Source organism: Ohessyouella blattaphilus, from assembly GCF_024721265.1.
GTDB lineage: Bacteria > Bacillota > Clostridia > Lachnospirales > Lachnospiraceae > Aequitasia > Aequitasia blattaphilus_A.
Genome location: NZ_JAMXOC010000027.1, coordinates 1 through 26028 on the forward strand (window position 1 = coordinate 1; position 26028 = coordinate 26028).

Sequence of the window (26028 nt, forward strand, 5' to 3'; positions counted from 1 at the left end):
TACCGGGCGGATTGCGGACTTACACCGGTTAGAAACGTGCGCCGCCAGGCGCACTGCAAAAAGGAAGGGTACAGACAACAGCTTGTCTGCACCCTTCCTTCTCTACTTTTATTCCATATAGCCACCCTTCATCGGTGACACCGCTCTATCCGCAAAGAGTTTTAAAACTCCTTTGGTATATTTATTTTTAAACGGTTGCAAGTAACTTTTTCGCTCACTAAGAGTCGCTTGGATTTCTGCCTCTGACTTTTCCTCTCCGGCAATACCGCAAATTCGCAAAATCCGCTCTGGGATATTGATTTCGATTAGATCCCCCTCTTCTACAAGGGCAATAGGCCCGCCTTCTGCGGCTTCTGGGGAAACATGCCCGATAGCCGGTCCTTTTGAAGCTCCTGAGAACCGTCCGTCGGTGATGAGGGCAATGGAGGCGCTTAGCTCTTCATCGGAAGCAATGGCCTCTGTTGTATAGAACATCTCTGGCATACCGCTACCTTTCGGTCCTTCATAACGAATAAAGACCGCATCTCCTGGCTGAATCTGGTGCGTAAGAATCGCCTCAATGGCCGCTTCCTCAGCGTCAAAGACTCTCGCCCTAAGCTTCGCCACAAACATTTCTTTCGGTACTACTGTATGCTTAACGACAGCACCAAGAGGGGCCAAATTGCCTTTTAAGACGGCGATGCTACCATCCGTACCGATGGCGTTATCGAAAGAACGAATAACATCTTCGCGCTTAATCCCGTTTGCTTGTAAGTGGCTTTCACACTCCTCATAATAACCACTGGCTTTTAAGTCTTCTAAATTCTCACCTAAGGTCTTGCCGGTTACTGTCATAACATCTAAATGTAGCATGCTCTTAATCTCTTCCATTACCCGAGGCACACCGCCAGCGTAATAGAAGTACTGGGCTGGCCACTCACCGGCAGGACGAATATTAAGGAGATAGTGAGCGCCCCTATGAAGGCGATCGAAGGTTTCACCGTCGATTTCCAGACCAAATTCGTGAGCAATCGCCGGGATATGTAACAGCGAATTGGTCGATCCAGAAATAGCGGCATGCACCATGATCGCGTTTTCAAAGGATTTCATCGTCACGATATCGCTAGGCTTAAGACCGATCTTTGCTAAGTGAACGGCTTGCTTTCCTACCGCTTTCGCATACTCTTTGATCTTCTCCCCGGTAGCCGGTAAAAGAGCGCTTCCTGGTAGACTAAGACCAAGAGCTTCTGCCATAACCTGCATGGTAGAAGCCGTCCCCATAAAGGAGCAAGCCCCACAAGAAGGGCAGGCGTTATGCTTATAAAAATTCAGTTCTTCTTCCGTAATCTCACCCCGCTCATACATGGCATTATAAGCGCCGATTTGCTCTAGGGTAAGTAGGTTCGGACCAGCATCCATAACCCCACCGGTCATGACGATAGCTGGCATGTTCACTCGGGCTAGCCCCATTAAATGAGCCGGCATACCTTTATCGCAGCTAGCGATAAAAACGCCGCCATCAAAAGGGGTGGCACCGGCATGAATCTCTATCATGTTGGCAATCATATCCCTAGAGGCCAAAGAATAATTAATACCATCGTGACCCTGGGCTTCCCCGTCGCAGATATCGGTGGTAAAGTAACGAGCGCCTTTTCCACCCGCTTCCGTCACACCCTCTCTCGCCTCTTCTACAAGTTCTAATAAATGTACACTTCCCGGATGGCTATCTCCAAAGGTACTTTCTATCATTATCTGTGGTTTCTCTAAATCTTCTATTTCCCAATCGGTTCCTAATCTAAGTGGATCAAGCTCCGGTGCTACTTTTCTGAGCTCCTGACTCTTTAACATACCTATCACCTTTCTGAGTCGCCTTGGTAATAGCCTCGATATTCCGCTGATTCTGAAGAATATGGGCTGTCATTACTTCACTGGCTCTCTTCCCATCGTGGTCTTTAATCGCTTCCACAAGCTGGCGGTGCTCCTCGATTGTGTGGTGTTTCAAACCTGACTTCGTGATATCGATAAAGAGCATAATACTGCTCTGAATAATCGGAACAATCTGCTGCACCACCTGGTTCCCGGTGCAGGCAGCAATCGCTTCGTGAAAGCTAATATCTTCTTGCCCATGCTCAACGTTTTGGCGAATTTTCGCTTCAACGGCGTCACAAAGGGTTTCCAATTTTTCAATGTCTTCTATCGTCGCCCGCTGGGCTGCCATCTCGGCAATTTGCGGTTCAATCATCAATCTGGTTTCGCACATATCAATTGCTAGCTTGTGCTTATCATTCATAAAGGAAAGACCTAGGGGGTCATCCACCATCCCCGGCTTCTCACACACAAAGGTCCCCCTTCCTCTTTTAATTTCAACAATGTTTTGGGCTACCAGTATTTTAATAGCCTCGCGAATGGTTCCCCGACCAACTTGAAGCTGGTCGGCCATTTCAAATTCATTGGGAAGTTTATGTCCAGCCTCCCAATTATTTCCAATAATTAATTCTTTTATCTGTTCTGCTACCTGTTCCGGTAGCATTTGATTTTTTTGTCCAATTGCTTTAAGTGTTTTTTCCATAACTTATCCCCACATTCATACATTTTCTACTCTTAAGTATAGCACGAAAGGGACAGCATTTAGAAGTTTCTTTACATGAGACCCGGTAGAACACCTTGGAATAATGAGAGGACCGAGACAAAGACGAGTATTGCTAATCCAGCAATAAAACCACCAATCGTCCAACCTCTAATCGTATCAGTAACCGATATCTTAAAGAAGCGACTAATCGCCCAAAAGCCCGAATCGTTCGGCAATGACAACCCTATACCACCTGCACAAATCGCTATTGAACAAAGAATCGGCGAAACCCCGCTAGCGGCGATGGTGCTAGTTAGAATCGCTGCCGTCGTCATCAGGGCAACTGTCGTCGACCCTTGAGCACAGCGAATAATCTGAGCAATCAAGAAGCATAGTACCAAGATAGGAATACTAAACTGGGAAAGGCTTCCAGCAACGTAATCAGCGATTCCTGTCGCTTGAAGTATCTTACCAAAGGCACCACCGGCTCCCGTAATCAGAAGAATCAGTCCTACCTGATCTGCCGCTTCCGTCATCACATCTGTAGCTGTCTTTTCGATATACTTTCTGGAAATCAGAGCCGCATAGATAACCCCGCACATCATGGCAAAGTTCTTATTACCGATAAAGGAGATAACCGGCATAATCGGTGAATCCGCTCCTACGGCCAAAGGCACAAAGCTACCTAAAAGGATTAAAATAATTGGTACTAATAAAATCGAGAGAGCTTTACCAGCACCCATCAATTCTTTGCTAGATTTCTTTTCAATTTGCTCCTCTTCTTCATCTAAATCTTCAAAGGTGTAGAAATGATTGTTCTTTTTGTCCTGCTTATCGAGGACCTTTCCCCAAAGAATTCCTCCCACTATCATTCCCACAAAAGCAGAAATCAGGGCGTAAAAAAAGAAAATTCCAATATCGATACCGATGGTTTCCGCAACGGCTAGCGGCGGGGCTGTAGGTAATACCAAGGCAAATGTACACGTGGTCGCTACCGAAATCGCACAAGCATACGTTACCATCGAAATCTTGGTCTTCTTTGAAAGCACTCTAAGCATCGGTGCAAACATAATATACACAACATCGCCAAATACAGGAATTCCCGTAATAAAGCCTGAGAGCGCCACGGCAATCGGTGACTTCTTATCTCCAAAAACTCCCAGTATCCGGTTACAGATAGATTCAATCCCACCGGATTCAAACATAAACTTGCCTAGCATAACGCCTAATCCGGTAACCATACCAATGCTACCAAGAGTCCCACCAAAACCATCGGTAACCGTTTGTGCCACCTCATTCAGTGGCATGTTCACCAATATCCCGGTGGCAAAGGCTGTCACCAAAAGAGCTACAAAGGCATTAAGCTTAAACTTAATGATTAGAATCAACAATACTACGATTGCCAAAATGAATATTCCCATCAACAGGGGGCCTGTTACTATTTTTTCTCCAAACATAATATATCCTTCCTCACTCACTACTTCGCTAAATATCCACCATCTACTGGTAGAATTGTTCCTGTTACGTAATCACTTGCCGGTGATGCCAAAAAGAGACAAGCACCCTTCATATCTTCGCCTGTTCCCCAGCGGTTTTTGGGGATTCGTTCAGTAATCTGGCTATACCTAGGATTCTCCTGATCTAGCAGTGCTTCATTCATCTCTGTTGCCATATAACCGGGTGCAATAGCATTGACATTGATACCTCTTTTAGCCCAATCATTGCTTAGTTCTTTAGTAAGTTGAGCAACTCCACCTTTTGCTGCTGCATAGGCCGGGATTGTCTGCCCACCAAAGAAAGAATTAAGAGACGCTATATTTATGATTTTACCATATCCTTTTCTTAGCATCACCTTTCCCGCTTCCTGGCAGAAAATAAAGACCGAATTTAGATTCACATTCAGGACTTCATCCCACTCATCAAGAGGAAACTCCTCTGCACTGTGCCGTCTCTGAATGCCGTGTGCCGTTACAAGAATATCTACGTCATCGCCAAGCTTTTCTAGGCATTCCTTGAAACCCGCATATGTCTTCTCTCGACTTGCTAAGTCGGCCTTTACACCAAAACAGGTATACCCTTTGTCACAAAAATCGGCCGCAACCTGATGAACCTTCTCGCTACTACCGACGATAACTACCTCGCATCCAGCTTCCATTAGTCCTTCTGCCATACCTAGACCAAGACCTCTGGTGCCACCAGTAACAATCGCCTTCTTTCCTTTAACATCAAATAAATTCATTTCGCCTCCTCCCTGAAGTCGTGCGTCGTCATACGTCTTATGTCTATAATATTGCCCTCTTCTCCCTTTGTCAATTTCCTTCTACTTTTTCAGCATTATATCCAAAGAATATCAAGTCTTTTTGTATAGTTTTTTTGATTGACTTACCCTCTATTCAAGATATAATAATAGTATAGTTTCCGTATTGTGTAACATAGTTTCGTATTATGAAAACGAGGAGCCTTCTATGAAAAAAAACTTTGACCTTTTAACAATGGGAGAAATTCTTCTCCGTCTATCACCCTCAAATAATGAACGGATTGACCGAGGGGATATCTTCTATAAACAAGTCGGCGGGGCTGAGTTAAACGTCGCCTCCGGCGTATCTCTTTTAGGACTGCGTACCGGTATCCTTTCCAAACTCCCTGAAAATAGTCTAGGACGCTATGTCAAAAACCGTATTCGCTTCTGCGGGGTAAGTGACGATTACTTAACCTATGATAACGATGATGATAAAAGACTGGGTATTTACTACTACGAGAATGGCGCCTATCCTCGGAAACCAAATGTGGTCTATGATAGAAGTCATACGAGCATTCATAAGCTTGATCTTGCTGACTATCTGCCAGAGATGTACGCTTCTACGAGAATTTTTCACACAACCGGCATCATGCTAGCTCTAGGTTCACAGGCCAGAAGCACTACTATAGAAGCCATTAAGCGCTTCAAGGAACAAGGCACCCTAATCTCTTTCGATGTAAATTTTCGCGGAAACCTTTGGACTGGCGAGGAGGCTAAAGAAACGATTGAAGAGATTCTCCCTTTAGTAGACATCTTCTTCTGCTCTGAGGATACTGCTAGACTTACCTTTAAAAAAGAAGGTGATTTAGCCAAAATGATGAAGGAATTCGCCCTGGAGTACAATATCTCTGTCGTTGCCTCTACGCAGCGAATCGTTCATAGCCCCAAGGTTCATGATTTTGGCTCTGTAATCTACGATAGTAAAAAAGATATCTACTACGAGGAAGAGCCTTATCAGAATATCGATGTGGTCGATCGCATCGGCAGTGGAGACGCTTATATCTCTGGCGTTCTATACGGGCTATTGGCAACAGATATGGACTGTAAAGTGGCTATGCAATTTGGCAACGCCACAGGAGCGGTCAAAAATACGATTCCTGGTGATTTACCTTCTTCTACCTTAGAGGAAATCGAAAGGATTATAAGGGAGCATCAAAGTACGGGACCAAAACTAGAAATGGATCGATAACGATTGGGGACGGAGTTTTTTTCAAAAAAACTCCGTCCCCAATCGTTTAAAAGTGTGTCCCCCTATAAACACGACATACCCATGTCTTCTTTTACATGCTATACTCTTCCTAAAGGAGATTAGCCATGCAAACAGGAAGATTATTTGAAATTATTTATCTTTTACTAGACAAAAAGAAAATGACCGCTACGGAACTAGCGGCACACTTTGAAGTATCAAAAAGAACCATTTTGCGGGATGTGGAAACTTTATCTATGGCTGGAATCCCCGTATATACCACCCAAGGAAAAGGCGGTGGTATTTCGATTATGGAGGGATACGTCCTTAATAAAACGGTACTTAGTGAAGACGAGAAGAAACAGATCCTCTTTGCCTTACAAGGTCTCTTAGCGGTACAAACTCCAGATACGAAGGTGGTTCTTGATAAACTAGAAAGCCTTTTCGGAAAAACTGGAAAAAACTGGATTGAAGTTGATTTTTCCCGCTGGGGTAGCGGCGATACCGATAAGTACAAATTCGAGACGTTAAAAAGCGCGATTCTTAAAAATCATGCGATTACCTGTCGCTATATTGGTAGTGATGGCAAAGAAAGTGAACGCTACATCTTTCCCCTCAAACTAATCTTCAAATCGAAATCCTGGTATCTTCAAGGGTATTGCCGCAAGCGCGGCGACTACCGTACCTTTAAGATCAATCGGATGCTTGATATCGCTGAAACCGAGGATTCCTTCCCTGACGACAAATACTCACCACCGCCATTAGAACCCCCGAGAATGCCTTCTGATTCCCTCTCCTTGTTAACCCTAGTCTTCTCGCCTCAATCCGCTTACCGAGTCTACGATGAATTCGATGAGGGTTGTATTCACAAGAACGATGACGGTAGCTTAAGAGTCTCTGTCTATCTGCCCCTCGATAACTGGATTTATGATTATCTTCGTTCCTATGGGAATGAGGTGCAAATCATCGAACCCGAAAGTCTAAGAGAGAAATTTAAAAACTTTTTATAACGTGACACGCTCTTGTCATCTTATAGGTGATACACTTAGACAAAAGGAGGAAACATTATGGAATGGATATCGCTTTATAGCGCCAATACACAACCGACACCTGCAGAAATCGCTCAGTACATCAACCATCCTCTATGGACTAAACTCACTACTTATCTCCAGGACAATTATCAAGTAGAACCTAAGTTTACTTATAGTGGCTGTAGTGCCCAGCCTGGATGGAATGTCAAATACCAAAAAGCTGGAAAATCTCTTTGCACCCTTTATCCCATGGATGGCTTTTTTATTGCTATGGTCACAATTGGTCGCAAGGAAGAAGTCGAAGCTGAGCTCTTAGCGCCAACTTTTACCGAATATGTGCGAACACTAATGAAAAAGGCAGATAAACTGAATGGTGCCCGCTGGTTGATGATTGAAGTTACCGATGACGAGATTTTAGAAAACGTGAAGACACTTATTCGTCTTCGCCGCCAAATAAAAGGAGGCGAACATGCCAAGACCAACAACTAAAAAAGATTTAATCGAAGCAGCCAATAATCAATTTACAAAAATGCAGACCTTAATCGCAAATATGTCTGTAGAAGAACGTCAAATTCCCTTTGAATTTGGTGATGACCCTAAAGACAAAGAAGCCCACTGGAAACGTGACAAGAACCTTCGAGACATTTTCATCCACCTGTATGAATGGCATCAGCTTCTACTAAACTGGGTGGTCGAAAATCAAAAAGGCAACCCGCGCCCGTTTTTATTAGAGCCTTATAACTGGCGAACTTATGGCGAGATGAATGTGGAATTTTGGAAAAAACATCAAGACACCCCTTATGAGCAAGCAACCGACATGCTAAATAAGAGCCATAAAGATGTACTCGCTCTAATTAAAGGCTTTTCGAATGAAGAACTGTTCGAAAAATCCTATTTCCCGTGGAGCGGTAATAATAGTATTGGCAGCTACTGCGTCAGCGCTACTGCTAGTCATTATGACTGGGCTATGAAAAAAATCAAACGACAAACAAAGAAAATACGAGGAGGAAGCAAATAACATGGCTTTTGATTATAAGAAAGAATATAAAGAATTTTACCTTCCACCGAAGACTCCAACCATTGTGGACGTGCCGGCGATGAACTATCTGGCTGTGACTGGAAAAGGGAACCCTAATGAAGAGGACGGTGCTTATAAGAAAGCTGTAGGGCTACTGTATGCCATCGCCTACACTCTAAAGATGAGCTATAAAGGAGATCACCATATTGACGGCTATTTTCAATATGTGGTCCCACCTCTTGAAGGCTTTTGGTGGCAGGAAGGCATAAAAGGCGTGGACTATACTCACAAAAACGACTTTCAATGGATCTCTTTAATTCGCCTTCCTGATTTTATAACACCCGCGGACTTTGATTGGGCTATCGGCGAGGCTACTCGGAAGAAGAAACAAGACTTCTCCCCAGTAGAATTTCTCTCCTATCACGAAGGTCTCTGTGTCCAGTGCATGCACATAGGTGCCTACGATGATGAACCAAAAACGGTGGCGAAGATGACCGCCTTTGCCGAAGAAAACGGCTATACTAGCGATTTTACCGATACTAGGTATCACCACGAAATCTACCTAAGCGATCCCCGTAAGGGAAGTATCGATAAGCAAAGAACCGTCGTTCGCCACCCGATAAAACCGCTTTAAATTAAGGTGTCGTCTCGCAGAGAATCCACTAAGTCGTTCTTTCCTTTAATCGTAATGCTCCACTGATTCTCATAACTACTAGCCGGCGCTAGGGAAATTAAATCCTGCTGTTCTTCTAGTGCCTGAATGCCTCCCGCCTTTCCCGGTAGTGATGACCAAGGCTCAACACACACGTAGTTTACCTCTGTATGCGGACGGTGCCAAATCCCCAGATAATCCATATCATTATAAGCGAAGTGAATCTCCCGAGAATCAACCTTTGACTTAAGCGCAATCCCCTTTGCCATATCCTTTAAGACAATGGCATCCTCATCAAATAAGGAATGCTCTAAATCTATTCGCCTATCTTCTTTTAACTCATAAGGCGTATCGGCTCCGTTAATGAAGCACTCCGCTGTAAAGCCAACACGCATAGGCTTACACTCTTCGCTAAACTCAAGGTAACCGTCTTCAAATACGCCTTTCTCTAGGGGTACATTAAAGCCTGGATGACCACCAATGCCAAAATACATCGTCTCGCTCCCAGTATTGTCTACCTGGTACGTAATCTTTAACCTATTATCCTCTAGGCTATACTTAACCCTTAAGATAAAGTCAAAAGGATATACCTTCTTCGTCTCGTCCGTCGCTTCTAGTTGATACGTAACGCTACTTTCACTGCTCTCTTCAATTGGCATCTCCATTTTCGGTGAAAATCCGTGAATCGGCAAGGTATACTCTGTCCCTTTGTAGGTATACTTTCCTTCCGTTAGGCGACCAATATAAGGAAAGAGTGTCGGCCCCCGGCCCCGCCAGTGCTCACTTTCTCCTTGCCACAAGTATTCGGTACCCTCTTGGTCTTTAATTGACCAAAACTCGGCGCCGACGGAATTCACCTCTACAGTTAAGTATTTATTTTTAATTTCTGTAATCATTTTAAAGTTCTCCTTTTTCCCATATATTGAACCGCAATTCGGTTCTCTGGTATATTATTGCATAAGTCATTGTTTTTTTCGACCTTCCCAGCTATAATATGTACAATTAATTCCTAACAAGGAGGATGCCATGTCAAATATTAAACCAAAACCAGATATAGGGAAGCGTTCCGAGATATCAGACGATGTAGTGCAGATCTTAATGAATGAACTTACGAGAGGGAAAACATCCGGTGAAGAAAATGGGTGGCTTACATCTGAGGATGTGAGAAAGCACTTCAAAAGTAAATTTAAGTATAAATAACTACCGCTGGTTTATACCAGCGGTTTCCTTTTTCCCATGTACTGAACCGCAATTCGGTTCTCTGGTTTGTTGTCACAAAGATAGAGCACAAAGAGAAAGAACCACTCTAATGGCTTCATTAAGATATAGACGATGTCTGCCATCACTTTACTCTTTATGCCTTTGGCAATTGGAAATCCATACGTATCGTAGAACCTCCGAATTACGCGGTGGGTCTTCGGTAATCGTTCTTGTATTAATTCCTCAAAAGCGTTCGCCACACATAGCTGCCGATTAACAATCACCTTGTGTCCGTGACGGACTCCTAATCGTAGCGGCTTTACCACCTGCTCGTGCCCACCGGCGGCCACGGTACAAAGGTAATGCTCATCCATGTAGATATTCTGGGGCCCTTCCTTTAGAGAAAGACGCCAATCACTGGTTTCGGTCCAAGCTTTAATAATCGCATCTGGCCGCTGACCAAAGAGGAGCAGAATTATTATCCCTGCCATCAATAAGGGCACTGTGAATACAAAGGCATAGAAAGGCCAACGGTTGGCATTTTGTAGCCTAACATTAAGATTCTGAAGGAAACGATTTTGGTAACGCTCCTCTTCATTGTAGATGCACTTATTCCCCTTAAAAATCAAGTAGCGAATCATTTTGACAGAAAGCAAAATATAGTTTAGTGGAAACAATGTAAGAAGAAGCATATCTGTCGCTACGGATATTTGAATAATCCATAAAAGACAAAGTAGCATCCCCACGTATTGTCCTGCAATTGTGCTAACCAAAATTAGTGGCGAAGCCTTTTTGTAATTGATCGCCCGTAGCATAATATACGTTAGCAAAGAGATAACGGCAAAGAAAACGATAGTTCCCAGGCCCTCGGTCCAAATTGGCATATGCTTCTGATTATTGTAGAGCTGTGCGTCCCAGTCAGCGAAGTAAATATCACTAAGTCCCATATAAAACAAACTGAAAGTCACGCCTAGAAGAAAGGTAAGGACTTCACTCACCACTTCTAATTTGCTCTTATAAAGCTTTTCTGGACTTCTCATTAGATAGTATCCATTAAGCCCGGTTAAGATAAGGGGCATACCGAGGAAAAAGAACACCAGTAGAAGCTGTAGTATACTAGTCATCATCCGTCACCTCGTCTTCTCGGTATTCAAGGATATCTCCCGGCTGACAATCTAAATGCTTACAGATAGCGTCTAAGGTCGAAAAGCGAATCGCCTTGGCTTTTCCATTTTTTAGAATCGAAATATTCGCCATGGTAATCCCTACCTTATTCGTAAGCTCCGTTACACTCATCTTCCGCTTCGCTAGCATTACATCGATATTTATTATAATTGCCATGCTCATCTCCCCCTTATATCGTCAGCTCATTTTCTGCTTTGATTTCCAGCGCCTGTTCGAGTAACCGTCTAAGAACCGCCGCAAATACCATAACGACAAAGGCTGCACCAGCAGCAAAGGCCCCCATTAAAATAATGCCCGGGGCATCTTCGTATTGTGCTACAAAATATAGGGCTGGCAAAAAGAGCACGTAGAGAAGACCAATGACAAAGGCGATTCTCTTTATTACCATCAAAGAGGTAACGGATTCTCTAGAAAAGGCACGCCGCTTATCAATTAGCTTAAGAAGCTTATACCCTTCTCTTAATACACCTAAAAAAAGAATTGCCGTGATTCCTACGAGCACTTCAAGTCCTATGTAAGGCAGAGGGTCTGGTGTTCGCTCCCCAAGCATATTCTTAGCTAGCGCGGAGCCGCATACCATAAAGATAAAGAGTGTGACAAGAGTCATTAAGATAATCGTCAATTTCAAAAACAAATTTTCATATTTCATAAGTAGAATCCTCCTTATTCAGTGTCGCCTGCTTAAAAGTATCCTACCTATTCATTTATCGTTTGTCAATAAATATTTATCATTATTTTTTCTTTTGTCTCTAAAATATGCTTAGCAATTTCGGTCATACGCTTATCGTCCATTCGGTATATCGGTGCCGAAAGGCTAAAGGCATACTCCGATTCTGACCCTTTTGTTCCTAGGCTTGCTGCTACGCAGCGAATGCCCTCTTCATTTTCCTCGTCATCGATAGCGTAGCCGTTTTTACTAACTTTCTTAAGCTCCCTTTCTAGCTCCGAGAAATCAACGATGGTATGAGGAGTTAATGAGACGATTTCGCTGTCGTTCCAGATTCTTGCAACTTTTTTAGAGGGCATATCCGCAAGTAGCGCTTTCCCTACACCGGAACAGTATAACGGCAATTGCTTTCCCAGTTGTGAAACCAGGCGGATCGAATTATTCGTGGACTCTATCTTATCGATATATACGGCGTTCATCCCGTCTAGTTGAACTAAGTGCACCGTCTCCCCCGTAAGATTAACCAGCTCTCGCAGATAAGGTCTAACCACTCTGGCAATATCGATATTATTTAAAATCTGATTGGAAAGGCCGCAGATTTTAAAGCTTAAGCGATATTTATGCGTACTGGGCTCTTGAAACACGTAGCCCATATAGGCAAGAGAATTTAACAACCGATGAGCGGTGGTTTTATTCAGCTCCAATTCACTACTTAAATCCATTAGCCCCATGGCTCCCTTTGCGGCTAATAACTCGATTACAGCAAATAATTTATCGGCGACCTGAATCGGGTTTGTTTTCACTTCCATAGTTACCTCCGAATGTACATTTTTTTGAAATAAAGATTGACTTCTTTCATTATAACGCTATAATGAAAATATGTATAGTTCCATATTGCAGAATATAGTTTCACAATGCGAAATTCAGGAGGTTGTAATGAACGAAGTTTTAGAGAAAATCCAAAAATTAGGTATTGTACCCGTGGTGGTCCTTGATGATGCAGCTGATGCCGTTCCTTTAGCAAAAGCACTAATCGATGGTGGTCTTCCCGTTGCCGAAGTTACCTTTAGAACAGCAGCGGCTGAGGAATCCATTCGTCAAATGGCCGAAGCTTACCCAGAGATGTTAATCGGTGCCGGAACCGTCTTAACTATCGAAAATGTTAAAAAAGCCGTTGCCGCTGGTGCTAAATTTATCGTTAGTCCAGGCCTTAACCCAACAGTTGTAAAATACTGTGTGGATAATAACATTCCTGTTACTCCAGGAACTACCAACCCTTCGGATATTGAAGCTGCTTTAGAATTCGGCCTCGAGGTGGTTAAGTTCTTCCCAGCGGAAGCAGCTGGTGGGCTGAATATGATTAAGTCTATGGCCGCTCCCTATACAACGATGAAATTTATGCCCACTGGTGGTATTGGTGCTCATAACATCAATGAATATCTCGCTTTTGATAAAATCATTGCTTGCGGTGGTAGCTGGATGGTAAAGGGCGATTTGATTAAGGCAAAAGACTTTGCTGGAATTACCAAACTTACGAAAGAAGCGGTGATGACCATGCTAGGCTTTGAGCTCGGTCATTTAGGTATCAATTGCGCCGATGAAGAAAGTGCTACCGATACCGCTCGCACTTTTGCTAATCTCTTTGGCTTGGAGGAAAAGAACGGCTCCTCTTCTGTCTTTGCCGGCAACATGGTGGAAGCGATGAAAGCCCCTTATCTAGGTAGTAATGGACATCTAGCCATTAAGACCAATAATATTCTTCGGGCGATGAATTACCTAGAGACCCAAGGCGTCCAATTTGATATGGACACCGCAAAATATAAAAACGATAAGTTAATTGCCGTTTATATGAAAAATGAAATTGGTGGCTTTGCCATCCATCTATTACAGAAATAGGAAAGGAAGAAAGAACATGAGTAAAAAAGTAGTAACCTTTGGCGAATTGATGCTTAGACTGGCACCGGAGGGCTATACCCGGTTTGTACAAGCTGATTCCTTTGGCGCAACGTACGGTGGCGGCGAAGCCAACGTGGCTGTATCTTTAGCAAATTACGGGTTAGACGCCCGCTTTGTAACGAAACTTCCTAAGCACGAAATCGGCCAAGCAGCTGTCAACTCACTCCGTCGATTTGGCGTTGACACCTCTTATATTACCAGAGGTGGCGATAAAGTAGGCATCTATTTTCTCGAAAAAGGGGCTTCCCAAAGACCTTCTAAGGTAATCTATGACCGCGCTGGCTCCGCTATCGCTACCGCAAAATCTGAGGATTTTAACTGGGATGAGATTTTTGACGGTGTTTCTTGGTTCCACTTTACCGGTATCACCCCAGCCCTTGGCGACGATATCGCTGCCATCTGTGTAGAAGCGTGTAAAAAAGCCAAAGAAAAAGGGATTACCATCTCCTGTGATCTGAATTACCGTAATAAATTATGGTCAAAGGAAAAAGCTTCACAGGTCATGAGCGAACTTTGTCAGTACGTTGATGTCTGCATCGCTAATGAAGAAGATGCTAGTGACGTCTTCGGCATCAAGGCTAAAGATACCGATGTAACTGCAGGTGAAGTCAATCACGAAGGCTATAAAGAAGTGGCAAAAGAGTTGATGGAACGCTTCTCCTTCTCTCACGTAGCCATTACCTTAAGAGAATCACTCTCCGCTAATGACAACAACTGGTCCGCTATGCTTTACGATGGCAACGACTATTTCTTCAGTAAGAAATACGCCATGCGCATTGTTGATCGAGTCGGTGGTGGTGACAGCTTTGGTGGCGGTCTAATCACTGCTCTCTTAGATGAAAAAGCACCTGCTGAGGTCATTGAGTTTGCTGTAGCTGCCTCTTGCCTAAAGCATTCTATTGAAGGAGATTATAATATGGTCTCTAAAGAGGAAGTGCTAAAGCTTGCCGGTGGTGATGGTTCCGGCCGTGTTCAAAGATAATTCCTAAATTTTGATAAATAAAGTCGCAACGCAAAGGGCGAAGAGTTGATACTGACTCTTCGCCCTTTGTAATTTAAATTATATTGTTGTTGTGAGCGATGGAAACCGCATCCGTTCCGTTTTTCGCCCCTAATTTTATATAGATCTTTCCTAGAAACTTCTGTACACCGCTAACGGATATGCCTAAGTTAAGAGCAATCTCCGACCGGGAAAATCCTTGCGCTAGAAGCTTTAACACCCTTTTTTCTCGGAGAGTCAAGCGGGCAGCTGTAAACGCCGGCTTCTGCTCCATCTTGCCATAGTCAATCCGTAGTGCTCGCAGTTTTTTAACGTGTTCTCTAGTTAGTTCTTCTAACTTATCTAGCCACTCTACGTCTATTTCTTCAAGGGTACTCTCCCGAACTAACTTAAGTAACGGCAAAATATGTTCTCCAAAGGTAAGCACTGGATAGAATAAGTTCTCCGAGTAAATCATATCATATGCCTCTTTAAAAGCTGATATCGCTCGCTCTGGTTGCTCTTGACGTAAAAACGAAAGCGCATGTAGCATATTCCCACTAACCTTCATTTTCCAGATGTTATTGCTAGCGATTAAGTCATCTAATTCATCTGTTAACAGGGAGAAAAGAGGATATTTCTCCTGGTGATAGGCGGCCACAGCGCAGATAAATAACTCCCGACCAGCAAAAGGTGCTTTTCCTTCATAGTGTCGATGCAAATCGGCTTCTTTTATCCAATCAGCTGCCTCTTCTGGTCTTCCTAGGTAAAAGCTATAGATTGCGTAAAATACATCTCGTAAGTCATTAAACTGAGAAGTATCATTCTTTTCACAGTAATCATCGAAATTCTGTAAACATTCACATAGAACCTCTATATCTCCTTGGTAAAACGCCAAATTAACAAGGACGTTATAGGCACTCATTACAATGTCGTGTTGTCCTTCTAAAGCCGCCCTAAAAACCGCCTGATTTGCACAAAACTCGGCGCGTTCGAATTGACAAGCCGCCAAACTAGCCTCCGCCTCAAACAAATAGTCAAATCCGGCTAGGCAACCATTACTTATCTTGGAAAAAAGCGATATGTACTGATAAATAAAAGTAACCATTTCCGCTACCGTCTTTCGTTCATTAGCCGGCAAGAAAAAGACACCATTTTCATTGGTCAAAAAACTATGTTGATTCGTGAGAATACTACCATTTGGCAAAAGCGAAACCGCTTTTTTCAAAAGCTGCAGATCAAAAAACTCCTCTTTCCGCAGGCTGATAATAGCTTTCATAAAATAACATTCTCCTAAGATAGATGCATTCTCCTCTTCATCCTTTTCCAGTTTTTCTATCAGTTCATTAAAAATCATTTCTGACTGGGTGATACAGCTACATTTAAAATACTCTTGACCGATAAAAAACTTTATCCAAGGATTCTTCTCCCGAAATCCTTGAGGGAGTCTTCGCAAGTAGCGAATAATTCTCTTTGTGTAAGGTAATCCTAGATTATAGGGCGAGAGCATTTTAAGGCACCTGGTAATACCTTCGTAATTATTGCTCTTAATGTAAAGTTCTATCACCGAATGCATATCTGTATTTTCAAATAGATACTCGCCTAGAATAATAAGAGTCTCCTTTTGCTCCTCTTCTCCTAGGGTAAGGAATTTGGCAATCAAAAATCGTTGATATGGCTTGATAAAACGCAGGCGTCGCTTAGAGACCGTATATTCAATAAAAGGATTTTGAAATAGCAGTTGCATAATCTCGGTAGGTTCACTAACCATCTCTGGCGGCAGTAATCGGGATATAATCTCTAGATTAAACGTCTGAAACCCGGAGAGCTTAATCAACATATCTCTGATGAACTTCGGATAGTTAGAAAAGTAATTCGCTTGCAACATGTCATAAATATTCTGTAATACCCGCTCATACTCTTCGCTTTGGGATTTAGCCGCCGCGGCAAAAGCACTAACAACTAAAGGCCACCCGGCCGTATCGTCCATAACTTTATGTAGCTTCTCCTCTTTTAACTCAATCCCGTAAAGCCGGAACAGTTGCTGCACCTCGTCGGCTGTAAAAGCCAGTTCTGCCGCTCTAATACTTCGGTATTTATGAGAACTGTCGTATTGCAGATGTATCGGGTGAGTTGAAAGATTCGTAATTTGTTCGTTAGAAATAATAATTTTCTGCATTCGTGCTGAAGAATATACCTGATTAACAGACTGGATATTATGAAGAAAATCCAAAACTTGCTGATTCTTTATCATTTCAAAATTGTCAAATACGAGAATGATTTTCCCCACACTTTCTCTAACCTTTTCATCATCTTCTAGCACGGTGAAAAATTCAGAAAGTTCCTGAAGAGATTTTGGGAATTCCCTATTCAAAATAATCTCACCGATTTCAGGAATCTCTTTCATCGTCGCGTTTGCAAGTGATCGCCAGAAAAAATCCGTCTGATTGTCTAAAGGTGAAAAGTTGAGCCAAATAACTTTAGCCTTTGACTTTTGTACATATGAGGAGACTAGCGTTGTCTTACCGTAGCCTGGTCCGGCGATAATCGTCGTTACGGTATTCTCTGTCGACTGAGCTAGTAACTCATGTAGACGAGAACGCTTCACAAATCCCGCTGGTAGCGGAAACCCTGGCAAATATTTATTCCTTTGCATAAAAGCCCTCCTTCCCACGTTCATTATATGATGTCCCCTCTATACTGGTACTACCCGAAAGGACAGTCTTTTTTATTTTTATAAATGATAAAAAGAGCAGTTTTACTACCTATAACCACCTTACAATCATATTAAGGCAAGGTATTTACTTTATTGACAAGGAGGTGAGTTATGTACACAAAAAAAAGAATAATGAAGTTATTAATCTGCACCTGCCTTACGGGAATTCTTTTCACTTACCCAGTCTTTTCTGCCTTAGCAAATCCTGACGAAAATCGGTACCGTTTCCAGATTCCCATTGAATCTTTAGCAAATAATCCAGAGACATTATCTATCTCTAACTTAAGTGAAGAAGATTATAAAGACCTACCTGTACTAACTGAAAATAAGGAGTTAGCAGACCTTTTTTTAGAATGGTCACAGGACACTATCCTTTATGAGACCAGATCCCTTCCTCAGGAGACGGGGAAAATCTGGATTGTATTTAAACCGGAGAGTAAACAGTGGCTCGTCATCGGGGTAAATATTGCTTCCACAAATATCCAGCTCTCACTGCAAGACGAGTTTGGAAAGCACCTTATGGTCCACAGCTTGAAAAGCATAAATACCTCATTAGCAGAAACCATCGCGGATTCTCCCACAGAGACACTAGACATTGCCGGACAAAGTCTATTCCTCGCTACACTCGTGGAAGATAATGAACAACCAACTGATGAAAAAACAGCCGATGAAGAGGTAACGAACGAAGTCCCTCAAAAAGAAACCGCAGATGACACTACCGAAGTGATAACTTCAGAAAATGAAAGTACCTCTTCAGCAAAAGGCCAAATAGCAAGTCGGCCAGGAAGAGATCTCGATCCTACCGCCGCTACTCTATATGGTTATAAAAAAGCCGAAGAAATAGAGGATGCCGAAGATATCTTTCAAATTAATGTAGATATCCAAGGACAGCCGAAGACAGTAACAACGACGGAAAACATGCCCGTTGATATTGTCTTAGCCCTTGATTTGAGTGGTAGTATGGGCTCTGGATTGTTCAGTAGATGGGCTTATTTAGATCAAGCCTCAAGATCGATTATAGATATGTTTTTAGCATCTTCTGACACTGCCAGTATGGATATCAATATCGGCATCGTCGGCTATTCTAGTTTTAAGGACGTCGCTGGTGGCAGTAGGGCTCATAAAACCCTTCATCCGCTTTCTAAAAATGCCGCCACCCTTAAAGGAATTTTTGATTATAGTTTTAACGGTTCCAAGCTAGACCCTGCCAATCTCCGCAACAGTCGCGTAGGTGGATACTCTTTAGGGACGGGCACAAATTCACAAGCCGGCTTTATCGGCGCTCATGAAATGTTAGACGCTCGTAGTGAAGCTGACCGCAAGACGAGGCAAAGCATTATCATCTACTTAACCGATGGTATGTCCGAGCGATATTACACCCGTACTCCTAGTGCTGGTGGCTCCTATGACGAGACTGAAAGCGAAAATTTCCAACCGGCCTTAACGGAAGCCAATAACATTAAAGCGAAGGGTTCAACTATCTATACCGTAGCACTTCTAGCCTCTAGCGAAACATCTCCACCCCAAAAAGCTCGTGATTTGCTTGAAAACGCAGCTTCTACGCCAAGCAAATATGTGGTAGCAAAGGACACTAAGCTTAAAGTAGCCTTTCAGGAAATCGGAAATGACATAAAAGAAACCACCTGGACCATTGATCATTCCAGCGTCACCCTTACCGATCCTATGAGTGAGTATGTTACTTACCTAGATACCGGTTACGATGGCCAGCCAACCAAGATGGAGGTCTCTAAAGACTATGGCAACACCTGGGAACCGCTGCCTACAGAGGGCTGGAATCTAAAAGTCGGTCATGAGACGCCGACAACTTTAACCGCGGAAATCACTGACTATCATTCGGATTATCAATATCGACTTTCCTATTTTATAAAAGTCAACGCTTCCGCTTATGGCCAAGCACTTCACAAGGACCAAACCAGTGGCAAGAATCCAGAGACGGGAATATCAGGAGTAATCGCTAATGGCTATACGTATTTGTCCTCAGATCTTGTGACAGAACAAGAGATACTGGTACCAACCGTGTACGTCCCCCTCCAAGAAGAGGCCAGTATCACTTCCCGGAAATGGGCCGTACCAACCGAGCCAGATATCATCAGTCCAGCCCTTGGATATTGGACCATTCAGGTGCTCTTTAGCGGAGAAGATGTAAGCCCCCAAAACCCCAAGATTCCCGTAACGAATGTAACCCTTGTCGATACCCTTAGCCCCTATGTTATGTATGCCGCCGAACTCGCCGGGTGGGTCGACCTAGTCGGCGAAAAGACGCTTAAGGGTACGACTGACTGGACACCCGTACAAGAAGTTCAGCCCACTTATAGCCGGGAACACAATACTATCACTTGGCCTTTAGGCACTTTACACGATGATGATTACGATTATCGCATCACCTACCCCGTTCAGGTAAGAGATGAATATAAAGGCGTCATGATTCATAAGGATCAAACCAGTGGTACCAATCCCGAGGACGGTACTGATGGCGTCGTTGCTAATGGACGGACTTGGCTTACTTATTACCTAGAGGAAACCTATATGGAATACGACATTTTGGTGCCGACTGTTTACCGTGATCACCTTGTGGACTTTTCTTTTACTAAAATATTCACTGATAAAACAGGGGATAAAACGCTTACCGGTGCCAAGTTTCAGATTCAGCAGTGCACCAACCCCTATAGCCACACCCATACAGACACAAGTCCTTGTTGGGGAAATCCAATCACACAAACATCTGATACCAATGGTCTTGTATACTTTGCCAACATAAAAGTTGGTGAATACCTTTTAAAAGAGCTGGAATCGCCGTTTGGCTTTGAACTGCCTAGTGGCTACTGGATTGTCTCTATTCAAAGCGAGGATGATATCACCTTTAAAGGGTATGCCACTAGCGGCATTTTACCCCCAGCAGTAAAGGTTGATTCTGAAGGTAAGTACGCCATCCCTAATTTCCATGTTTTTGGCCTTCCCTTTAGCGGCCAGAAAGGAATTCTACTTATTTTACTCACAGGGCTCGCTCTTACAATTAGCGGCCTAGTTGCCTACAAATTCACACACATACAACGGAGGAAAACGTATGACAAAGAAATTTATTAACAAACTATTATCCGCCTTCTTGGCACTCTCTCTGCTTTTCGCTAGCTCAGCAGTTGCCCTAGCTGCACCTGCTGATGTGCCTAATCCAGCCCTCGAAGGTAGTATTACCGTCCATAAATACGGCACCGATCACGAACCGACGAACCCCGCTAACGGCCTGGAAATCACCGACGAAACCACCCTTAGCAAACTAGGAACACCCCTTTCAGGCGTGGGCTTTACCTTGTCTCTAATTAAGGAAACCGACGACGATTGGACGTTTAAAGAAGGCATGTCCGCTGCTGAAGCTCTTATGCATATCGAGACTACCTATCCCGAGCAGACTACCGATGAGCACGGCATAACCAGTTGGGACGGACTCGATTCCGTCAGATATTACGTTCTCGAAGAAACCACCGCACCGGCAAATGGGAACTATCGGGCGATGGAGCCAACCATCATTGCTGTTCCTTACGGATTTACTGGCTCTGGTACCGGCTGGAACTATGATGTACATGTCTATCCTAAGAATGTGAATCAGGAAGAAGTAACAAAAACAGTAACCGATAACGAAAACGGTTATAAAGTCGGCGATACGGTAACTTGGGTAATCAACGGCCGCGTTCCTAGTGATCTTCGCCTTCCTAATGGAACCGAAGAAGGCACCCATATTTACGGTTCTCTTTCTTTTCACGATCAATTAGATACTCGGTTAGATTACACCCAGAACAGCGAAACCGTTAACATGATCCTCCCTGGGGACGAGAAAATCCTGTTAGAAAGAGAGGATGACTACACCGTGGAAGAAGAAGCGCCACACGGAATAAAAATCGCTCTAACCGAAGCCGGTATTGATAAATTGGTAGACACTGGTGCCGGTCGAATTGAAATCATCTTGCCAACGGTTATTAATAGTAGCGCAACTGTTACCACCAACGAGGAAGGTGACCTAGCTATCGAAAATAATGTCACCAAAAGCTGGCAACACGCTGGTACTCAAGAAGACAACAGCGCTACCCCTACAGATAAGCCAAAAGTCACCCTTGCCTATATCGAAATCCTTAAAGTAGATCATAAGCAAAAAGATATTCTATTAAATGGGGCTCAGTTTAAGGTCGCGACTTCTGAGGCAAATGCCAAGGCCGGCAACTTTATCAAAGATGGGGATGGGGAAGAAATCCTAGTTACCACTGCTGCCGGTGGGGGGAATGTAGCAGGTTACGCCGTCATCTCCGGTCTACCGGCTAGTGCTGATAGCGATGTATCCTACTACTTACGAGAGGTGAAGGCGCCTGAGGCTCCGGAAGATCATCCAGACTGGGAATACGTCTTGCGCCCAGATGCTATCAAGGTAACCATTCCTGCCGGTCAAAATAACGCCTCTGTAACTGTGGAAAACACGCGACTAGGCGACGATGGTCCAGGACCAATCTTCGGTCTTCCACTAACTGGCGGTATCGGTGCGGCAATCTTTATTGCAGCCGGTCTTCTCCTAGTTATGATTGGCCTCTTTGCCCTTAAGAAGAGTAAGCGAATTGAAAAGAAATAAATTCATAATGTTCATCATTCTTCTGGGCCTCGGCATTATGGCGTATCCATTTATCGGCTCTTGGTATAATAACCACCACTTCGTAACCGTGGGAAATACCTATACTAGCAAGGTCGCAAATTTATCGCCAGCAGAAATCGAAGAACAGTGGGCGAAAGCTTATGACTATAACAATAGCCTCCGCGGGGATCCGGTAAAAGATCCATTTATACCTGGAAGTGGCCGGTCCCTGCCGGGCAATTACCTAGACGTCCTAGGCGTCAATCACGTAATTGGGAAAATCCAAATCCCTACTATCAAAGTTGACCTTCCCATTTATCACGGAACCAGTGATAAAGTCCTGAAAAAGGGCGTCGGTCACATTGAAGGCACCACCTTTCCCCTTGGGGACAATGGGCACAGTATCCTTACCGGGCACACGGGACTTCCCAGTGCCAAAATCTTTGACGAATTAGTAAACCTAGAAGAAGGCGACGAATTTTTCATAACCGTTCTTGATAAAACCTTTATCTACACGGTAGATAATATAAAGGTAATTCTACCTGAGGAGTTCTCTTCCTACGATATAAAAGGCGGCTATTTCGTAACCCTGGTAACGTGTACACCCTACGGAATCAACTCCCATCGGCTATTAGTTCGCGGAAAGTTTGACCGTATTGCCAGTGAAGGTGACGAACAAGTAAAAGCAAAGAAGGTGATACCCATGAAAAGAATACTCGCGCTCTTCGTTATAGCAGCCGGTCTTCTCCTGCTTATCTTGCCCACTTGCTTTAGACAGCACTTTCGTTTCCAAACGAAAAGGTTAGAAACCGCCTTTTCTAAGCAGCAAGATAAAAGGGATACCGATACCCTCTATGACTATTTGCAAGCTGAAAACCAGCGGTTATATGAAGACAAGCAGAAAGGACTAAAGGATCCCTTCTCTTATCAAGTCCCTGCTATCGATCTCCGTACTTTTGGCATCGAAGATAATTTATTTGGCTTTATTACGATTCCTAAACTTGATGAAACTCTTCCCCTATATTTGGGTGCCAGTGAAGAGAATCTGAAAAAAGGTGCCGCTCACTTAACTCAGACTTCGTACCCTATCGGTGGGTTAAATACGAATGCCGTCATCGCTGCCCACCGTGGATATTATAAAGCCAAGATGTTTCGTCATATCGATAAACTAACAATTGGGGATACTATCTATATAAAGAACTTTAAAGAAACACTCACTTATCAGGTAAGCGAGGTAAAGATTATCGATCCTAGCGACATAAAAGAGATACTTATTAGAGAAGGCAAAGATATGGTTACTCTCATCAGCTGCCATCCCTATCCATCCAATCGGCAACGATATGTCGTTTATTGCGAAAGAACCTAATAACTGTAATATTTCATTTGAGAGGTGAAAAATATGAACGCAGCAAATCATGCATTGTATCATTATCAAAGAACAGAGCCCTTTTACGAAATAAGCGCTCTTCTTGGGGGAGAGATTCTTGCTGGACATTTGGATAAAACCTTTTCAGTAGGAAGGTTCTTCTTCGAAAACTATCAACCGGAGACGAAAGAAATTAATTATATCGCACTCGATATTCAAACGAAGCACGTTATTCCTTTTAATAATAAGGAAGAAGCACTTAACTGGTGTCAAGATCTTGGTGCTTAAACCGCTAGCATCATGCTTTGTCCACAGACAAATACGGCAGTCAAGGATAATCGTCCCTGACTGCCGTATCTAATTATTTGAGTATTGAATTTACAATTGCCTTTATATCTTCGCATTTCGCATCACTAGCAAAATACTCGGCAAAGCCCTTGGTACTAAGAGCGCCTTTTACTAGCTCTCTATCTAGTTCTTTAAGAATTGACCCAAAGTCTTTGAACGCCACCTTTCGCACGTCGTCTAAAACTCCCCGGTTTTTGGCCATAATAGCGGCTCGTTCACGAGGGTAACCAAGTCCTGCTTCCTCTACAAAAAGCTTTTCGAAGATATACTCAAGATTAAGCTCACCACCCCAGCCAAAATCCTTAGCAAAGGGAATGGCAATGGCATTGCCGGCATTGATTTGGCTAAATGTATAAGCATCTAGGGGATCCTCTATGTGTCCACAGATTACTCCTGGGAAAGAATTACAGGCAAGCATGGCTCCCTCACCAGTTCCACAACCGGTAATTACGTAATCAGCTGCTCCTGAATTGAGCAAAGTAGCTGCTAATATTCCTACTTGAACGTAAGTAAGCTGAGCCTCATCATCAGCTGTGTACATCCCGTAGTTACGCACTTCCATCCCCATTGGCTTAACCACCTTCGTAAGCGCATTATAAATAATTTCATTTTTTGCCGCTTGGCTATTTTCATTAATTAAAGCGATTCTCATTTCATTCGTCTCCTTCTATATAGTGATTACTTCAAATCCTTAAGATCTACGTTGTCCATGTCATCAAAATCCTGGTTCTCACCAACCATTCCCCAGATGAAAGTATAGTTTCTGGAACCACAGCCCGAATGAATAGACCAAGACGGCGAGATTACCGCTTCTTCATTGCGCATCACAAGGTGTCTGGTCTCTGTGGGCTCACCCATAAAGTGCATGACAAAACTATCTTCCGGAATCTCAAAGTAAAGATAAACTTCCATTCGTCTATCGTGAGTATGACAAGGCATGGTATTCCATACGCTTCCTGGCTCAAGAGCCGTTATTCCCATTTCCAACTGGCAACTCTCCACCTGTCCTGGCAAAATATACTTACAAATGGTCCGGTGGTTGGCATCCTCTAGGGTTCCGAGCTCCACTTTATTCTCATCCTTAACAATAACCACGTCATCAGAAGGTGTTCCCTCTGGTTTGATTAAAATCGTCGGATACGTCATATGTGCGGGAGCGCTATTGATGTAGAACTTAGCTGGGTTCTCGCTATCTTGACTACTAAAGGCAATATCCTTTTTGCCCATGCCAATATACATTCCCTCTTTCGTTCCTACCTCGTAGGCTTTGCCATCAACGATAATCGTCCCTGGACCACCGATATTAATAACGCCCATCTCTCTTCTTTGCAAGAAATACTCCGCTCGCAGCTCATCTCCAGCCGTAAGCACTAGCTCCTTTTTAATGGGCATGGCCGAACCGGTAATAATCCGGTCGATATGACTATAAACTAAATAGATTTCATCTTCGCGAAAGACCTTCTCAATCAAAAATTCTTCTCGTAAACGCTCAGTCGTGTAGTGTTTGACGTCTCTAGGTGACGCCGCCGTTCTTAGTTCCATGTTAACTCCTTTCGAAACAAGTGATACCTTAATTATACAGAGAAAAATTTCTTTTTTTATGCCTTTATTGCCCGAAACCTTGCATTTCTTACACGATTAGCTAAGGAATTCAAAAAAAACGGCAGTGCCCGTTGTTAATAAAACATACGAACGCTACCGTCCTCTCTTCTACTTCTCTCTTTACACTACTTCCTTAAATCAGCCACTTCATAATCTAACACTTTTTTTAGTTCTTCAAGGGTCAGCTCAACAAGATAACCAATCTTGCCGCCATTAATGAGAATCGTATCACACTCAAGCGCGCTAGAATCAATTACCGTACGGAACTTATTCTTTGTGGCAATCGGCGAACATCCTCCATGAGTATAGCCCGTTAGCGGTTCCAATTCACGACCGTTAACCATCTCTAGTGCCTTTTCCCCTAGATATTGAGCGGTCTTTCGCTGGGCCAATTTCTCCATTGTGGGGATTAAAAACACATATACTTCCTCTGAACGCCCCTTCATAACCACGGTTTTAAATAATCGATTGGCGTCTTTACCGATTGCTGCTGCCACTTCGTTTCCCCGAACGGCTCCGGAATCTTCATATGAATGAAATTCGTAATTAATATTATGGTTGTCCAAAAATTCTAAAGTTATCGTTTTTTCCATGATAATGTCCTTTCGTTGTCAATAATCGCTACCTTTACTTAAACATTAT

25 protein-coding genes are annotated in these 26028 nt (G+C 43.3%); 12 read left to right on the plus strand and 13 right to left on the minus strand.

Annotated features, from left to right (window positions below; translation table 11 throughout):
* Nucleotides 1–108 precede the first annotated feature (108 nt).
* From ilvD to NHH16_RS13475, 4 genes are all read right to left on the minus strand, one after another.
* Nucleotides 109–1827 carry a dihydroxy-acid dehydratase gene (gene ilvD, locus NHH16_RS13460; RefSeq protein WP_262070129.1) on the minus strand — a complete coding sequence of 573 codons (1719 nt, stop codon included), beginning with the start codon at nucleotides 1825–1827 and terminating at the stop codon, nucleotides 109–111.
* The gene (locus NHH16_RS13465; protein WP_262070130.1) at nucleotides 1784–2548 is read right to left on the minus strand and encodes a FadR/GntR family transcriptional regulator; all 765 of its coding nucleotides are present in this window, start codon (nucleotides 2546–2548) and stop codon (nucleotides 1784–1786) included. The genes ilvD and NHH16_RS13465 overlap by 44 nt, the downstream gene beginning before the upstream one ends.
* Nucleotides 2549–2619: 71 nt before the next feature.
* Complete coding sequence (locus tag NHH16_RS13470; RefSeq protein ID WP_262070131.1) at nucleotides 2620–4005, minus strand: GntP family permease; 1386 nt, start codon at nucleotides 4003–4005, stop codon at nucleotides 2620–2622.
* A gap of 20 nt (nucleotides 4006–4025) precedes the next feature.
* A complete protein-coding gene (locus NHH16_RS13475; RefSeq protein WP_262070132.1) occupies nucleotides 4026–4787 on the minus strand; it encodes an SDR family oxidoreductase in 762 nt (253 codons plus the stop codon).
* 226 nt (nucleotides 4788–5013) lie between these two features.
* Between NHH16_RS13475 and NHH16_RS13480 the strand changes: the two genes are divergently transcribed.
* The 5 genes from NHH16_RS13480 to NHH16_RS13500 all read left to right on the plus strand — a co-directional run bounded on the left by NHH16_RS13480 (nucleotide 5014) and on the right by NHH16_RS13500 (nucleotide 8716).
* Nucleotides 5014–6036: a sugar kinase gene (locus NHH16_RS13480; protein WP_262070133.1), complete on the plus strand. Its 1023-nt coding sequence runs from the start codon at nucleotides 5014–5016 to the stop codon at nucleotides 6034–6036.
* Between the two features lie 125 nt (nucleotides 6037–6161).
* Nucleotides 6162–7043 carry a helix-turn-helix transcriptional regulator gene (locus NHH16_RS13485; protein ID WP_262070134.1) on the plus strand — a complete coding sequence of 294 codons (882 nt, stop codon included), beginning with the start codon at nucleotides 6162–6164 and terminating at the stop codon, nucleotides 7041–7043.
* A 57-nt stretch (nucleotides 7044–7100) separates the two neighbouring features.
* The gene (locus NHH16_RS13490) at nucleotides 7101–7553 is read left to right on the plus strand and encodes a DUF3788 domain-containing protein (RefSeq protein ID WP_262070135.1); all 453 of its coding nucleotides are present in this window, start codon (nucleotides 7101–7103) and stop codon (nucleotides 7551–7553) included.
* Complete coding sequence (locus NHH16_RS13495) at nucleotides 7534–8082, plus strand: ClbS/DfsB family four-helix bundle protein (protein WP_262070136.1); 549 nt, start codon at nucleotides 7534–7536, stop codon at nucleotides 8080–8082. Before NHH16_RS13490 ends, NHH16_RS13495 begins: the two co-directional genes overlap by 20 nt.
* Before the next feature lies 1 nt (nucleotide 8083).
* A complete protein-coding gene (locus NHH16_RS13500) occupies nucleotides 8084–8716 on the plus strand; it encodes a GyrI-like domain-containing protein (protein ID WP_262070137.1) in 633 nt (210 codons plus the stop codon).
* Here the strand turns inward: NHH16_RS13500 and NHH16_RS13505 are convergent.
* Nucleotides 8713–9630, minus strand: coding sequence for an aldose 1-epimerase family protein (locus tag NHH16_RS13505; protein WP_262070138.1), 918 nt, complete (start codon nucleotides 9628–9630; stop codon nucleotides 8713–8715). The genes NHH16_RS13500 and NHH16_RS13505 overlap by 4 nt on opposite strands.
* A gap of 130 nt (nucleotides 9631–9760) precedes the next feature.
* Here NHH16_RS13505 and NHH16_RS13510 point away from each other — a divergent pair, with 130 nt between their 5' ends.
* Entirely contained in the window at nucleotides 9761–9934 is a 174-nt protein-coding gene (locus NHH16_RS13510; RefSeq protein ID WP_262070139.1) for a hypothetical protein, read from the plus strand.
* Nucleotides 9935–9945: 11 nt separating this feature from the next.
* Here the strand turns inward: NHH16_RS13510 and NHH16_RS13515 are convergent, their stop codons facing one another.
* The 4 genes from NHH16_RS13515 to NHH16_RS13530 form a co-directional block, all read right to left on the minus strand.
* Nucleotides 9946–11061: a DUF6688 domain-containing protein gene (locus tag NHH16_RS13515; protein WP_262070140.1), complete on the minus strand. Its 1116-nt coding sequence runs from the start codon at nucleotides 11059–11061 to the stop codon at nucleotides 9946–9948.
* Entirely contained in the window at nucleotides 11051–11275 is a 225-nt protein-coding gene (locus NHH16_RS13520; protein WP_262070141.1) for a helix-turn-helix domain-containing protein, read from the minus strand. Before NHH16_RS13520 ends, NHH16_RS13515 begins: the two co-directional genes overlap by 11 nt.
* A gap of 13 nt (nucleotides 11276–11288) precedes the next feature.
* Nucleotides 11289–11768 carry a DUF2975 domain-containing protein gene (locus NHH16_RS13525; RefSeq protein WP_262070142.1) on the minus strand — a complete coding sequence of 160 codons (480 nt, stop codon included), beginning with the start codon at nucleotides 11766–11768 and terminating at the stop codon, nucleotides 11289–11291.
* A 65-nt stretch (nucleotides 11769–11833) separates the two neighbouring features.
* Complete coding sequence (locus NHH16_RS13530) at nucleotides 11834–12595, minus strand: IclR family transcriptional regulator (RefSeq protein ID WP_262070143.1); 762 nt, start codon at nucleotides 12593–12595, stop codon at nucleotides 11834–11836.
* A 127-nt stretch (nucleotides 12596–12722) separates the two neighbouring features.
* On the opposite strand from NHH16_RS13530, the gene NHH16_RS13535 reads away from it, so the two are divergent.
* Together NHH16_RS13535 and NHH16_RS13540 are read left to right on the plus strand one after the other, a co-directional pair.
* Complete coding sequence (locus NHH16_RS13535; protein ID WP_262070144.1) at nucleotides 12723–13682, plus strand: bifunctional 4-hydroxy-2-oxoglutarate aldolase/2-dehydro-3-deoxy-phosphogluconate aldolase; 960 nt, start codon at nucleotides 12723–12725, stop codon at nucleotides 13680–13682.
* Between the two features lie 16 nt (nucleotides 13683–13698).
* Entirely contained in the window at nucleotides 13699–14724 is a 1026-nt protein-coding gene (locus NHH16_RS13540) for a sugar kinase (protein WP_262070145.1), read from the plus strand.
* Between the two features lie 73 nt (nucleotides 14725–14797).
* On the opposite strand, the gene NHH16_RS13545 is transcribed toward NHH16_RS13540, so the two are convergent.
* A complete protein-coding gene (locus NHH16_RS13545; protein ID WP_262070146.1) occupies nucleotides 14798–17377 on the minus strand; it encodes a LuxR C-terminal-related transcriptional regulator in 2580 nt (859 codons plus the stop codon).
* 171 nt (nucleotides 17378–17548) lie between these two features.
* Here NHH16_RS13545 and NHH16_RS13550 point away from each other — a divergent pair, with 171 nt between their 5' ends.
* Genes NHH16_RS13550 through NHH16_RS13565 form a run of 4 tightly spaced genes read left to right on the plus strand, consistent with a single transcriptional unit; the run spans nucleotide 17549 to nucleotide 23724 of the window.
* The gene (locus NHH16_RS13550) at nucleotides 17549–20542 is read left to right on the plus strand and encodes a SpaA isopeptide-forming pilin-related protein (protein WP_262070147.1); all 2994 of its coding nucleotides are present in this window, start codon (nucleotides 17549–17551) and stop codon (nucleotides 20540–20542) included.
* A complete protein-coding gene (locus NHH16_RS13555; RefSeq protein WP_262070148.1) occupies nucleotides 20523–22070 on the plus strand; it encodes a SpaH/EbpB family LPXTG-anchored major pilin in 1548 nt (515 codons plus the stop codon). Before NHH16_RS13550 ends, NHH16_RS13555 begins: the two co-directional genes overlap by 20 nt.
* Entirely contained in the window at nucleotides 22057–23436 is a 1380-nt protein-coding gene (locus NHH16_RS13560; RefSeq protein WP_262070149.1) for a class C sortase, read from the plus strand. Before NHH16_RS13555 ends, NHH16_RS13560 begins: the two co-directional genes overlap by 14 nt.
* Nucleotides 23437–23469: 33 nt before the next feature.
* A complete protein-coding gene (locus NHH16_RS13565) occupies nucleotides 23470–23724 on the plus strand; it encodes a hypothetical protein (RefSeq protein ID WP_262070150.1) in 255 nt (84 codons plus the stop codon).
* 73 nt (nucleotides 23725–23797) lie between these two features.
* On the opposite strand, the gene NHH16_RS13570 is transcribed toward NHH16_RS13565, so the two are convergent.
* From NHH16_RS13570 to NHH16_RS13580, 3 genes are all read right to left on the minus strand, one after another.
* Nucleotides 23798–24436, minus strand: coding sequence for an RpiB/LacA/LacB family sugar-phosphate isomerase (locus tag NHH16_RS13570; protein ID WP_262070151.1), 639 nt, complete (start codon nucleotides 24434–24436; stop codon nucleotides 23798–23800).
* A 26-nt stretch (nucleotides 24437–24462) separates the two neighbouring features.
* Nucleotides 24463–25326 carry a 5-dehydro-4-deoxy-D-glucuronate isomerase gene (gene kduI, locus NHH16_RS13575; protein WP_262070152.1) on the minus strand — a complete coding sequence of 288 codons (864 nt, stop codon included), beginning with the start codon at nucleotides 25324–25326 and terminating at the stop codon, nucleotides 24463–24465.
* Nucleotides 25327–25511: 185 nt separating this feature from the next.
* Nucleotides 25512–25979 carry an aminoacyl-tRNA deacylase gene (locus NHH16_RS13580; RefSeq protein WP_262070153.1) on the minus strand — a complete coding sequence of 156 codons (468 nt, stop codon included), beginning with the start codon at nucleotides 25977–25979 and terminating at the stop codon, nucleotides 25512–25514.
* Nucleotides 25980–26028: the final 49 nt, after the last annotated feature.